Origin of the sequence: Streptomyces sp. NPDC005899 (assembly GCF_040629645.1) — a bacterium.
In the GTDB taxonomy this organism is placed as follows: domain Bacteria; phylum Actinomycetota; class Actinomycetes; order Streptomycetales; family Streptomycetaceae; genus Streptomyces.
This window is the reverse complement of sequence record NZ_JBEXWB010000034.1, coordinates 23,102-34,400: the sequence shown is the minus strand read 5'-3', so window position 1 is coordinate 34,400 and position 11,299 is coordinate 23,102. Positions and strand designations below refer to the sequence as shown.

Genomic DNA, 11,299 nt, shown 5'->3' with positions numbered 1-11,299 from the left:
GCCCGCCGCCGACAGCGGGGGCCGCCGGAGTGCCCCACCGCCCCGCCGCCCGGCCCACCCAGCTCGGGCCGGGGGCCGGTCCCGGACCGGCTGGATCCCGCGGTGCGCGGCGGGTGCACCGGGGCCGGCCCGGATCGACCGGGAGGTCACTCCGGTCGCCGGCCCGGCGCCTCCCGGTCCTCCCGCCCGTCGCGGGGACGGCCGGGCACGGGCCCGTGGGCGGCGGTACCACGAGGCCGGTCGCGTGCCGGGGGCCCGTCCGCGCCGGGTGGATCGGCCCCGGATGGGCGGCATGACTTCCGGACATCCCCTCCGCGGACCTGGCGCACGGATGAGCGAGTGATCACTTGATCGGGTTTTCGGGCCGCGCGGGACCTGAACCGTCGGGCACGCTGCTCCTGGCGGGCCCGGCACGTGGACGCCGGCCCGGGACGGAGGGTGGGGGTGGTACGCGTGCCGATGGACGCTGAGGGAAACCGGGACGGTGGAGGCCGGCCGATGCTGGTGCTGGCCGGTCTGGTCGATCTCGCGCTGGACACCTGCGGGTCGGCGCTCAGGACGGCGAGCGGTCTGCTGCACCGTGCGGATGTCGGCGAGCTGGCGAGACAGGGCGGGCAGGACCTGCGGGCCCGTGGCCGGCTGGCCGTCGACCGCCTGCCGGCGGGCGGTCCCGCACACCTGGAGGTACTGGCGCGATCCGCCCGTTCCCGGAGCGCCGGCGGGTCCGGTGGCTGAGCCGTGGGGGCAGGGATCGCTGAGGGCCCGGGTCGACCGCGAGCTCGAACGGTTCGTGGAGGCGGAGATCGAGGCACTCGTCGCGGTCGACGCGGCGCTGGCTCCCCTCGGTGACGCCCTGTCGTCCGTGACCGCGCACGGGAAGCGGCTGCGGTCGTCCTTCTGCTACTGGGGATGGCGCGCCGCCGGGCAGCCGGACAGCGATGCGATGGTCCGTGCGGCGGCCAGTATGGAACTGGTCCACGCCGCCGCCGTCGTGCACGACGACATCATCGACAGAAGCCGCCTGCGGCACGGCCTGCCCACCGCCCACGTGGCGCTGCGCGAGGTGTTCCCGGACGGGCCACGCCGATCCGCCCGGGCCCGCGCTCTGGCCATGCTGGCCGGGGACCTGCTGATGGCCTGGGCCGGGCAGTTGTTCGCCACGTGCGGACTTCCCGCCGCCTACCTGGCCCGGGCCCGCGGCCTCTGGGGGATCATGGCCCGCGAGCTGATCGCCGGCGAGGCTCTGGAGATCCTCCATACCGCGGCCGAGCCCGACGTCGCCCGCTCGCTCAAGGTGATCCGGTACAAGACGGCCAAGTACACCGTCGAACACCCGCTGCTCATCGGCGCCGCCCTCGCCGGGGCGGAGAGGGACCTGCGGGAGGTGTTCAGCGCCTACGGGCTGCCGCTGGGCGAGGCGTTCCAGCTGAGGGACGACCTGATGGGCCTGTTCGGCGAACCGGCGACCACGGGCAAGGCGAACACCGACGACATCACGGGGGCCCGGCCCACCGCGCTGATCGCCCTCGCCCGGCAGGCGGCGACCCCGGCCGAGCGAGGCGAGCTGAGCGGCGCCCTCGGGCGCGCGGAGCTCACCGCAGGACAGCTGGAACAGGTCCGTGCCGTGGTGGAGCGCACGGGAGCCCGGCGGCGGGTCGAGGCGATGATCACCGAGCGGGTCGCCCTCGCCACCGGCGCGCTGCGCGGCGCCGGGCTGTCCGGTGACGCCCGCCTGGCGATGACTCACCTGGCGGCGGCCGCGGCCGTCCGCCGGTGCTGAGCGCATGTCCCCACGCCGGCCCTCCGCCGCCCGCCCTGCCGTCCGCCCATGCCGAAAGAGGTCCGCATGCCCTGCACCGAACCGTCCGTGAACTCCCTGCGCGAGACCGGTGACGAGCTGGCCGACGCCACGGTCGCCACTCTCTTCGAGCGCGGCGAGGTGGGGAAGTTCAACGCGCTGATGCGCTACGTGTCGACAGCCGGGCAGGACGTGCCGCAGGGCCTGCCGGAGGTGGCGCGCGAATACCTGGAGGTGACCGGCGCGCCACCCGCCTGGGTGGACTGGGACGAGATGGAGAGGGCCCGGCTGTTCTTCATCGACAACAACGTGCACATCTCCACGGCGTTGTCGTTCGCATCGATGCCCGCCTGCTATGTCGTGCCGCACGTCGCGAAGCTGCTCTCGGCCACGCATTCGCTGCGCTACCCGTCCAAGCGCATGGCCGAGACGGGGCAGTTCACCGTCTACCTGATGCGGCCGGACGCCTTCGAGGCCGGGAGCCGCTTCATCCCCGCCGCTCAGAAGGTGCGGCTGCTGCACGCCTCGGTCCGCCACCACCTGCGTCGTGAGGGTCTCTGGGACGTGGCGGCCCTCGGGACGCCGATCTGCCAGGAGGACCTGATCGGCGGGCAGATGATGTTCTCGATCCAGGTTCTGGACGCGCTGCACCGCCTCGGTGTCCACATGAGCGTGGAGGGAGCGGAATCGTACTACTACGCCTGGCGCGTGGTGGGCGCCATGCTCGGCGTCGACCAGCGGCACGTGCCCAAGGACCTCGGGGAGGCCCGCCACTTCTCCGACCTCTACATGACCCGCCACATGGGCCCCAGCACCGAGGGCGCCGAACTCACCCGGCAGTTGATCGACCTGTACGAGGAAGTGGTGCCCGGCACGTTCTTCGACCCGGTCGTCTCCGCGCTGATCCGTCACCTGATCGGCGACACGTGTGCCGACTGGCTGGAGGTACCCCGCACGTCCTGGGACACGGTCGTGAAGGCGGCTCCCGCGCTGCTGAACGTCCTGGAGACGATCGAGGACCGCTCCCCGCTGGGAGCGTGGGCCCTGGACCGTCTGGGCCACCTCACCACCCTGTTCGAGCTCTCCTCGCTCACCCGGGGCCGGGTCATGCACTACGCCGTCCCCGAACACCTCAAGAAGGACTACGGCGTCTCGTCCGCCGTCCCGCGCACGAAGCGCTGGACACCCCCGCCCGCCGTCGTCCCCTTCTGACGCGGCCGACGCCCCGGGGATCCGGGGGCCGGCCGATGGGCGGACGACGCTCCACGCGCTCCTCTCCTGACCGGGGGCGCGGGAGATCGCCGCGGCCCGCGTCCCGGGGTCCCGCGTGATCGGCGGGAGGGGACACGGGCCGCGCGGGCACCGTCAGTACTCGCTGTCGATCCCGGTGACCACGGCCGCCCCCAGGGGGGCGTCGGCCTCCGTGACGCCGCTCGCCCGCAGCGCCGCCGTGGCCAGCCGGACCGCCTCGGCCTCGGCTCCGGCCCGGTCGTCGGCGTCGACCTCCAGCCTCAGGGAGAAGGTGTGGCCGTCCTGGACCGTCAGGATGTCGAGGTCCTCCGTCTCCCCCAGTTCGGTGTTCTGCGGATCCTGGGGACGCAGTCGGCGTTCGACCTCCGACCGCGTGGTGTCGGTGACACCGTGCACGAAGGTGCCGGGGACGGTGATGACGTAGGTGGTCACGGGAACTCCTCGTGTCTGCGGCCCTCGCCGTGCCGGCCGGGTTCCGGATGGGTCAGGGGATGCTCCCGGGAGGGCCTGCACCTCCCTCGTACCCCTCATCCGGGACCTGTCGCTCTGTTATCCCCTGTTGTCACGCCCGAATGCGGAAGGCGGGGCCGGTGGGGCGCGGTGCGGGATGTCCCGGCCCGGATGTGGCAGCGTGGAAACGCGGCCCCCGGCCGCCGTGCCCGGCGCCCGCGCAGGGACGGGCACGCAGGTGCGAGAAGAGGAGAGAACATGTCCAAGCCGCCGCTGCCCGACGCCGCGATCGCCATGCTGGAGAAGCCCAACCCGGCCGTCATCGCCACCCTCCGCGCGGACGGACAGCCGGTGTCGACGGCCACCTGGTACCTCTGGGACGACGGTCGTGTCCTGGTCAACATGGATGAGGGGCGCAAGCGGCTCGACCATGTGCGCCGCGACCCCCGCGTCACACTGACGGTCCTCGACGACACCGACTGGTACACCCACGTGACACTCATCGGACGCGTCGCCGAGACGCGTGACGACGAGGGCCTCACCGACATCGACCGGCTCTCCCGCCACTACCTGGGCCAGCCGTACGGGCAGCGCGACCGCGCCCGCGTCAGTGCCTGGATCGAGATCGACCGCTGGCACGGCTGGGGCGGCTTCAAGGACAGCAGCCAGGCGGGCGGCTGATCGACTCCCCGCCCCCGACCGTCGCCCGGGGGCGGTCGCGGCACCGGCGAGTGGCATGTCCGGGTGGCCGCGACGCGTGGGCGTCCGGGCCCGGCGTCACCGCTGCCAGGCGGTTCCGGCTGCAACCATGAGCTTTGCTGATGTGTCTCATCACATACCGCATCACCCCCGTACACCGAGAAATGGGGACATCATGGTCCATCGCTCACGGTTCGCGGCCACCGCCGCGGGCGTGCTCCTCGCCACGGCGACCGGAGCGACCGTCCCGGCCTCCGCGGCGCCGCGCCCCGCACCGGCCGCGGCGACCGCCCTCGTCACCGGCGCCCGCTGGGGCACGCACTGCTCCTACGACCGCATCGTGGTCGACGTCCGGGGCACACTGCCGCCGGTCACCGTACGCACGGTCGCAGGACTCCGCTACGACGGCCCGGGGACGAAAGTCCCGCTCGCCGGAAAGCGGTTCCTGGAGATCCGGATCGCGCCCGCCGCCGCACACGACGCCGGGGGGAACTCCGTGTACGAAGGCCCCCGCCTCGCGCGGACCGGCCTGCCCGCCCTCAAGGGCGTCGCTCTGACGGGCGACTTCGAGGGGGCCGTCACGCTCGGCGCCGCGTTCGGCACCGAGCCCGACTACCGCACCCACAGGCTGCACTCCCCCGAACGCTTCGTGATCGACGTCCGCCACGCCCCGGCCTGCGGCGGGTGAGACCGGGCGGAGGAGTCGGCGGGCCGGCCGCGCACGCGGGGCCGCGGTGACCCAGGCGGGTGACCCGTCCGCCACGATGTGACCGCCGGCCTCCCGCCGCTGCCCGCGCCGGACCACCTGGAGACCCTCCCCGAGGCCTCGGCGCGGTCTGCGGGCGGCGTTCCGCCACGGGGGAAGCCCGCCCGGCCCGGGGTGCGCGCAGGCGGGCGCAGCCCGGGCCCGGCTCGCACTCAGGCGTGGGGGTCGAAGGGGACGCCCCCGGGCAGCGCCTTCGCCAGGTGGGCGCCGAAGTTGCCGTCCTTGATGCCGAGGACGGCGCTGCCGAAATCGGCCTGGGTGAGCTTGTCCCGCAGTCCCGCGGGGTATCCGTTCCAGCCGACCAGGGCGGGGTACTGCCACGCGTGTTCGTGGTTCTCGGGCGGCTCGTCGTTCGCGTTCGCGGGGCGGAAGCAGTGGGTGCTCAGGCCGTCCTTGTGGTAGACGACCTTGGGGTGCGTCCCGTCCCACCGGATGCTGTCGCGGGCGTACACGTCGAAGTCGCCGTGGGCGGAGGTGGACACGAAGCGCGCCTCGCCGTCGTGGACCCACACGACCACGTGCTCCCAGTCGTGCCGGTGGCCGCCGAGCCCGCTTCCGGCCACGGCCTGGTCCTTCTCGAAGTAGAGGCCGTACATGATGGCGCACCAGCCGTTGTCGCACGCGGAGCGGGAGTAACTGTTGGTGTTGTCGAGGTCCCACGCGTCGCGGCAACTGCCGTTGACCGCGCCGGTGGTCTTGAGGCCCGGGGCTGTCGTCCCGTCCGGGCCGATGGCCGGGGTGGGATAGCAGCCGTCCGTGTCGTAGTCGAAGGCGGGCTGGAACGCCCGCTCCATCGCGTCCGCCTGCGGGGGCAGGGCGGCCGGCGGCGCGGCGAGCGCGGTGCCGGCACAGGTCATGACCAGCACGAGGGCGCCGGCGGCGGCGAGGGTGATCCTGCGGACGGAGGGGTTGCTGGGCATCGGGGTCCTCCCGGTCTGCGCGTGTGGGGGCACGCGGTCAGGCTTGGCATGCCCAACTCAAACCGGTGCCGAACCCTCGCACCCCGTGCGAAATCCCGCCGGGCCCGGCCCTGCGCGGACCCGCGGCCCCGTCGAGCGGCAGGAGGACCGCGAGGTGGGGCCCTATTCCGCGAGGTGGCCGGTGGCGGGATCGATCTGTTCCAGGAACTCGCGGGCGGCGTCGGCGAGTTCCGCCTCGCTGAGCCCGGCGGCTCCGTGCACCGCGGCCATGAAGCCGTAGCCGGGGTTCGGACCCGAGTCCCAGGTGAAGTCGTACACCACTGAGCTCCCCGCCTGCCGGCGCCGGGTCACGGTGAACCGCTCGCCGTCCACGGTCAACACCACGCCGCTCTCCTCCGCTGCCGGGACATCACGGAGAACCATGTCATGCCCGGTGCCCGCCCGATCGGCCGGGTGCGGCGCCCCGGGTGCGGCCGGCCACGGTCCGCACCGGCCTCAGCGCGCGCCGGTGGTGGCCGCGCCCGGCGTGCCGGCCCGGGCGGCGCTGCCCGGACGCAGCGTCCACGGCACCGGGTCGGTGTTGGTCAGCCAGCCCTCGGCGATCAGACGTCGCACGACGAGGACTCGCAGTGCGCGGCGCTGCTTTCCCCAGCCCATGCCGAGGCAGAACTGCCTGACGGAGGGTCCGTGGCCGTGCGACGCACGGAAGTCCGCGGTGAACCGCGCCGCGCGCGGCCCTTCACCGGGATGGGTCGCCTCCCACGCCGCGTAGGCGGCACGCACCTTCTCGTCCGCCTGGACGGGCACGGCCACGCGCATGAACGCCTCCGCCACCTTCTCCGCGGGCAGCGCGCACTGCGCGCAGTGCTCCACGGCCTCGGCGTGGCGGCGCAGCGCGGCGCTCGCCCGCGCCTTCCACTCGTCCCAGGTCGGCGAGGGTGTGCCCGCGGCGTCGTCCGCCCGCGGCACCGGAGGCGGGGGACGCATGCCCGACAGGTGCCGCACCGGATCCGCGAGACGGAAGCGGTGGTCGTCCAGGTCGAGCAAGAAGCCCTTGGCCAGCAGCTCGGGCAGCGCCGCCCGGCACCAGGCGGGCAACTCGCCGGGGATGGGGCCGGATGCGTCGGACGGACCGTGGGCGGCCAGGATCAGGGCGGCCATCCGCGCCTCGCAGGACGTCTTCCTGACCGGCTTGGCCGCCAGGGTGCGGGCCGCCCACCCCGACACACGTGACCGCATCAGCTTCCCGAAGGGCAGCGGGTGGTCCGCCCCGGCCGCGAGATCCGGCACGGTGACGGCGACGGGGACGTCGGGGTTGCCGCCGAAGAGGGCCTCCTGCCCCCGCCATCCCAGCTCCCCGACGGCGGCGACAGCGCCTTCCGGGTCGGCCAGCCGCAGCGAACGCAGGTCCTGCGCGGTGAGGTTGCCGATCCCGGTGCGGGCCGCGCGGATGGAGACGACCGTCGCGAGGAGCTGCGCGTCGGCCGTGGTCAGCGGCAGGGAGGTGACGTAGCCGAGGAGCCGGCGGGCGGCCACCCCCTGCTGGTGGGTCAGCAGGAACGGTCGCGGCGCGCTCACCACGACAGGCGCGGCCGGAGCCTGGTGGGAGCTGGAGGATGAGTTGGGCACGTCACGTACAACGTGCCGACGGCGCCGAGGTCACCACTCGCACTCCTGTACGTGTACGAGCCCCGCGTCCGGTTCGGTGCGTGGGGCGGCGACCGGCCGCCCGGGGTGGCCCCGAGGCTTCCGCAGGAGCGGCGTTCCCGGGCGGCCGGCCGGGGACCGCGGACAGCTCCGTCCGGACCTTCGGCGGCGGGTCACCCCTCTGACGACTCCGGCCGCCGTTCCGGTCCGCCGTTCGCCGACGGGTACCACACACGCGGGTGGCGGACCGCGATGCGGTCCGCCACCCGTGGGGAGAGGTCAGGAGGTGATCAGTTGTCGTCGAGTTCTTCCCTGGTGATGGAGCCGTTCGAGGCATCGACGTCGAAGTCGGTCTTCGTCCAGTCGCTGCCGACCACCTCGACCTGCCAGACCAGCACCTGGTCGGCGTTCTCCTGGAGGTCGATGGAGGTGACCGTGCCCTGCTTCTTGCCCGTGGCCACCTTGGCGGCCTGCTGCGGCGTCTGCTTCGCCTGGGAGATCCACGCGGACATCTGCTGCTTCTCGGCGTCGCTCTGGCCGGTGACCTGCTTGAACTCGAGGACCTCGCCGGAGACGGCGTCGATGCTCACCGTGTGCGCGGTGCCGTCCTTCTCGACGACCTCCGCGACCCACTTCGCGCCGGCGGAGCTGCCGCTCGGGCTCGGGCTCGCGCTCGGGCTCGGGCTCGGGCTCGCGCTGCCGCTCGGGCTCGCGCTGCCGTCGGCACTGGGGCTGGCGCTCTCGTCGCCGTCGTCGTCCAGGTCCTTCAGGTCCAGCTCGGTCAGCTTCCCCCCGGACACCTCGCCCACGGCCGTCGTGGCGGCCTTGGTGTAGGTGACCTTGACGGTGGAGAGCAGGTCCCTGCGCTCCACCTGGTCCTCGGTGAGCTGCGCCGTGCCCGACGGGCTGCCGGACGGGCTGGTCGACTGGTTCGGCAGGACTTTCGCGGCTTCAGAGGTCGCAGCGGCGGTCTCGTCTCCGCTGTCCTGCCCGCAGCCGGTCACCAGGGCGGAGGCAAGCACGGCGCACAGGGCGCCGGCGACGCGGAGCCGGCGGGTGCGCGGGGACACGTTCTTGTTGCGTCGGGGCTGAAATCTCATACCCCATGCCTAGCCGCGGCGGCGCGCGGTCATGTTGCCCGACCGGCGGCTGTCACCCGATCGACGGTGCGGTCCCCCCGTTCGCCGTCGCGTGGCGGCCCCGCCCCCGAGCCCGTACGGCGAAGGACGCCGGTCCGTGCGAACCGGCGTCCTGGCGAGGCCCGAGGGCGGTGTCAGGCTGTGAGCTGCACCTCGGACGGGACCGCCTTCGATCGCACCGGCGCGGCGGAGGGAAGGGCGCGCAACTGCGCCTCCGCCGCGATCAGCGCGTCGTGGACCGTCCGGGTTCCGGTGGTGACGCACAGGGTGTAGGAGACATCCTCGAGATGGCGGCTGCTCTCGGAGGTCCCGAGCCGTGCATGGACGCTCCGCAGTGACTCGTAGCGCTTGACGAGACTCCGCAGCGTTGCGGGATTGGCCATCAGCACGGCAGTTCCTCTCCACAGGGCGGCCGGGAGCCAAGGCCCCGCACCGACGATGTCCGATCGCGCCGGCGGTCCGCCTGGCGTCACGGCCCGGCCGTGCGAAGCGTCAGCACGCGTCCGGTCCCTTGCAGATGATGGTGGCCCCGCCCGGGGAAAACCGCATCCGGAATCACGGACCGCCACGGGTCCGCTCCCCCGGACGTCGGATTACTCCGTCCGCGCCGTGTGCGCACGGCGCGTCCGTGCGAAACAATGGGGCATGTCGGGCAGCCGGCCGCTGCGCCGGCGTACCGGTCAGGAGGCGGTTATGGCTTATCCGGAGACCTACGAGCTCATATTCCAGACGACGGGCGCGGCGGACGATGTCGTGATCGTCCACCTCACGGCCCGGTCCGGTGCGGGGGGCTACCCGATCTACGAGGACGAGACCGGCATCGTGCGCGCGGAGATCAGCGAGCGCGGCGAGGTGCGGATGCAGGCGAGCGGGGGCCATCAGGCGCCGCGTATACCCCTGTTGGCGAGGCCGCTGAGCCATGGAGCCGCCCCGCACCACGGTTGAGACCGCCTGTCTTCTCGGCCCCCTCCGGTTGCCCGTTCATGCCCGCACGATGCCTGAATGCGTTCATATGCGCGGCATCGCGCCGTCGTCTGCCGCTGAAACCACATACTCGGGCGTGAACGGACGCGCAACCACATGTACGCACCGGAGCGGCAGCAGGAGATCCCGCGCCTCGCGGGCGAGAGCGGCCGCGTCGACGTCCTCTCCCCGGCCGAGCGGTTCCAGGTGACCGCCGGGACCGTCCGGCGCGATCTCAGGGCCCTGGGCAGGGCGGGGCTGCTGCGTCAGGTCCACGGAGGCGCCCGTCTTCGTCGTCCCGCTGATCGGGGAGCCGATCGCGTACCTGCCCGCGGGCACGGTGACCGCCGCCGGTCCGGTGGTCGCCCTCGATGGCCCGCGGCGGAGCCCGGGGTCCGCGACCGCTCCGTCCGGGGAAGCCGAAGTCCCCCGTAACCGTATGAGCCCCGTGGGAGGATCTGTGCATCCGCACCCGTCCCAAAGGAGTGAACCCATGTACCGGCGCACCCTCTCCGTCGGCTCCCCCGGCGGGCCGCACGCCCGTCCGGCCTCGGTGCCCGTGCAGGCGGCCGCCCGTCAGCCGGAGCGGGTGACCGTCGCCCGCGACGGCCGCGACCCGGTCCACGTGCGGAGCACGCTCCCGGTGCTCGCGCCGGCGGCCCGGCACGGCGACTCCCTGGTGCTGACCGCCACCGCCGCGGGGGCGCGGGAAGCGGTGGAGGAGCCGGCCGCCCTGGACCTCGACGCGGCGGTGTGAGCGTGGAGAGCTGGGATCCGGCGGCACGGGGCGTCCTCCGGCTGCCCTCGGGGCGGTGTGTGCGCGGGCGGGGTCTGCGGCGCCCGCTGCCCGAAGGCCCCGCCCCCGGGTTCGCCGTCCACCTGCTCGGGAGGCGCCCCGCCCCGGTCCCCTGGGAGGCGCGGTGGCTTCGCTGGCCCGACTTCCGGTTGCCGGCCGACCACGAGGAGGCATCGCGCGTGCTCGGCGAGGTCTGGAGCCGGGCGGCGTCGGAACGGGTGGAGGTCGCCTGCGCGGGCGGCCGGGGGCGGACCGGTACGGCCCTGGCGTGCCTGGCCGTGCTGGACGGCGTCCCGGCCGACGAGGCGGTGGCCTTCGTCCGCCGGCACTACCACCCCGGCGCGGTCGAGACGCCCTGGCAGCGACGGTACGTGCGGCGTTTCGCGCGGCCCTGAGGCGGCCGGGGGCGACGGTCACGGGCCGCCGCGGTCCCGCCGGCCCTGGGAGCCTGGCGTGTCATTCCACCGCCTGGGGAACCGGGACGGTGGCTCCACCGCCCGCGCGTATCGCCTCGACGACCGTCTGGTGGAAGGAACGGCTGGCTTCCTCGGAGGGGCACGGCACCGGACTGCCTGCCAGCGTGAACCAGTCGGAGGCACCGCTGAACTGCACGGCCACCTCGGCCTGCCCCTCGGACCATGTCGTGTGTACGGTCAGATCGCCGTCCACGACGCCTACCTCTTCGGTGCGCACTCCGCCTGATCCCGCGAAGACACCGCAGGTAGTCCACGATGCCCAGTTCATGACGCGTCGCCTTTCGGACGATGACGAGCCTGTCGAGCGGACTGCTTCGAGTATGGCACCGCACACCCGTACTCGCACAGGTGTGCCAGCGCGTATTCGTTCGGTGACACCGGGACGCCGGCGGCC

At 73.6% G+C, this 11,299-nt stretch carries 15 protein-coding genes and 1 pseudogene; 9 read left to right on the top strand and 7 right to left on the bottom strand.

Annotated features, from left to right (window positions below):
* Positions 1-459 precede the first annotated feature (459 nt).
* The 3 genes from ABZ371_RS07290 to ABZ371_RS07280 all read left to right on the top strand — a co-directional run bounded on the left by ABZ371_RS07290 (position 460) and on the right by ABZ371_RS07280 (position 3,010).
* Positions 460-735, top strand: coding sequence for a polyprenyl synthetase (locus ABZ371_RS07290; RefSeq protein WP_358674767.1), 276 nt, complete (start codon positions 460-462; stop codon positions 733-735).
* Positions 728-1,780, top strand: a complete 1,053-nt coding sequence (locus ABZ371_RS07285; RefSeq protein WP_358674764.1) for a polyprenyl synthetase family protein — start codon at positions 728-730, stop codon at positions 1,778-1,780. The genes ABZ371_RS07290 and ABZ371_RS07285 overlap by 8 nt, the downstream gene beginning before the upstream one ends.
* A gap of 66 nt (positions 1,781-1,846) precedes the next feature.
* Positions 1,847-3,010 (top strand): oxygenase MpaB family protein, encoded by a 1,164-nt coding sequence (locus ABZ371_RS07280; RefSeq protein WP_358674762.1) that lies wholly within the window; start codon positions 1,847-1,849, stop codon positions 3,008-3,010.
* Positions 3,011-3,163: 153 nt separating this feature from the next.
* Here the strand turns inward: ABZ371_RS07280 and ABZ371_RS07275 are convergent, their stop codons facing one another.
* Entirely contained in the window at positions 3,164-3,481 is a 318-nt protein-coding gene (locus tag ABZ371_RS07275; RefSeq protein WP_358674759.1) for a hypothetical protein, read from the bottom strand.
* 276 nt (positions 3,482-3,757) lie between these two features.
* Between ABZ371_RS07275 and ABZ371_RS07270 the strand changes: the two genes are divergently transcribed.
* Positions 3,758-4,180, top strand: coding sequence for a PPOX class F420-dependent oxidoreductase (locus ABZ371_RS07270; protein WP_358674756.1), 423 nt, complete (start codon positions 3,758-3,760; stop codon positions 4,178-4,180).
* A gap of 193 nt (positions 4,181-4,373) precedes the next feature.
* Positions 4,374-4,886 carry a hypothetical protein gene (locus tag ABZ371_RS07265; RefSeq protein WP_358674754.1) on the top strand — a complete coding sequence of 171 codons (513 nt, stop codon included), beginning with the start codon at positions 4,374-4,376 and terminating at the stop codon, positions 4,884-4,886.
* Between the two features lie 230 nt (positions 4,887-5,116).
* Here ABZ371_RS07265 and ABZ371_RS07260 read toward each other — a convergent pair whose 3' ends face one another.
* From ABZ371_RS07260 to ABZ371_RS07240, 5 genes are all read right to left on the bottom strand, one after another.
* Positions 5,117-5,884, bottom strand: a complete 768-nt coding sequence (locus ABZ371_RS07260; protein ID WP_358674751.1) for an NPP1 family protein — start codon at positions 5,882-5,884, stop codon at positions 5,117-5,119.
* 162 nt (positions 5,885-6,046) lie between these two features.
* Complete coding sequence (locus tag ABZ371_RS07255) at positions 6,047-6,268, bottom strand: hypothetical protein (protein WP_358674749.1); 222 nt, start codon at positions 6,266-6,268, stop codon at positions 6,047-6,049.
* A gap of 111 nt (positions 6,269-6,379) precedes the next feature.
* A complete protein-coding gene (locus ABZ371_RS07250) occupies positions 6,380-7,513 on the bottom strand; it encodes a hypothetical protein (protein ID WP_358674746.1) in 1,134 nt (377 codons plus the stop codon).
* 308 nt (positions 7,514-7,821) lie between these two features.
* The gene (locus ABZ371_RS07245) at positions 7,822-8,631 is read right to left on the bottom strand and encodes a PepSY domain-containing protein (RefSeq protein ID WP_358674744.1); all 810 of its coding nucleotides are present in this window, start codon (positions 8,629-8,631) and stop codon (positions 7,822-7,824) included.
* Between the two features lie 173 nt (positions 8,632-8,804).
* A complete protein-coding gene (locus tag ABZ371_RS07240; protein WP_358674741.1) occupies positions 8,805-9,059 on the bottom strand; it encodes a DUF5133 domain-containing protein in 255 nt (84 codons plus the stop codon).
* Positions 9,060-9,363: 304 nt separating this feature from the next.
* Here ABZ371_RS07240 and ABZ371_RS07235 point away from each other — a divergent pair, with 304 nt between their 5' ends.
* The 4 genes and pseudogenes from ABZ371_RS07235 (at position 9,364) to ABZ371_RS07220 (ending at position 10,824) form a co-directional block, all read left to right on the top strand.
* A complete protein-coding gene (locus tag ABZ371_RS07235; RefSeq protein WP_358674738.1) occupies positions 9,364-9,615 on the top strand; it encodes a DUF6296 family protein in 252 nt (83 codons plus the stop codon).
* A gap of 135 nt (positions 9,616-9,750) precedes the next feature.
* Positions 9,751-9,918 (top strand): annotated as a pseudogene (locus ABZ371_RS07230) (DeoR family transcriptional regulator); the annotation flags it as partial.
* Positions 9,919-10,126: 208 nt separating this feature from the next.
* Entirely contained in the window at positions 10,127-10,390 is a 264-nt protein-coding gene (locus tag ABZ371_RS07225) for an HPr family phosphocarrier protein (RefSeq protein ID WP_358674735.1), read from the top strand.
* A gap of 2 nt (positions 10,391-10,392) precedes the next feature.
* Entirely contained in the window at positions 10,393-10,824 is a 432-nt protein-coding gene (locus ABZ371_RS07220) for a protein-tyrosine phosphatase family protein (RefSeq protein WP_358674732.1), read from the top strand.
* 61 nt (positions 10,825-10,885) lie between these two features.
* On the opposite strand, the gene ABZ371_RS07215 is transcribed toward ABZ371_RS07220, so the two are convergent.
* A complete protein-coding gene (locus ABZ371_RS07215) occupies positions 10,886-11,173 on the bottom strand; it encodes a hypothetical protein (RefSeq protein WP_358674729.1) in 288 nt (95 codons plus the stop codon).
* Between the last annotated feature and the right edge of the window lie 126 nt (positions 11,174-11,299).

Excerpts from the sequence above, each read along its gene's own strand:
- ABZ371_RS07290 (WP_358674767.1), top strand. The coding sequence starts at position 460 with ATGGACGCTGAGGGAAACCGGGACGGTGGAGGCCGGCCGATGCTGGTG.
- ABZ371_RS07280 (WP_358674762.1), top strand. The coding sequence starts at position 1,847 with ATGCCCTGCACCGAACCGTCCGTGAACTCCCTGCGCGAGACCGGTGAC.
- ABZ371_RS07270 (WP_358674756.1), top strand. The coding sequence starts at position 3,758 with ATGTCCAAGCCGCCGCTGCCCGACGCCGCGATCGCCATGCTGGAGAAG.
- ABZ371_RS07265 (WP_358674754.1), top strand. The coding sequence starts at position 4,374 with ATGGTCCATCGCTCACGGTTCGCGGCCACCGCCGCGGGCGTGCTCCTC.
- ABZ371_RS07260 (WP_358674751.1), bottom strand. The coding sequence starts at position 5,884 with ATGCCCAGCAACCCCTCCGTCCGCAGGATCACCCTCGCCGCCGCCGGC.
- ABZ371_RS07245 (WP_358674744.1), bottom strand. The coding sequence starts at position 8,631 with ATGAGATTTCAGCCCCGACGCAACAAGAACGTGTCCCCGCGCACCCGC.
- ABZ371_RS07235 (WP_358674738.1), top strand. The coding sequence starts at position 9,364 with ATGGCTTATCCGGAGACCTACGAGCTCATATTCCAGACGACGGGCGCG.
- ABZ371_RS07225 (WP_358674735.1), top strand. The coding sequence starts at position 10,127 with ATGTACCGGCGCACCCTCTCCGTCGGCTCCCCCGGCGGGCCGCACGCC.
- ABZ371_RS07215 (WP_358674729.1), bottom strand. The coding sequence starts at position 11,173 with ATGAACTGGGCATCGTGGACTACCTGCGGTGTCTTCGCGGGATCAGGC.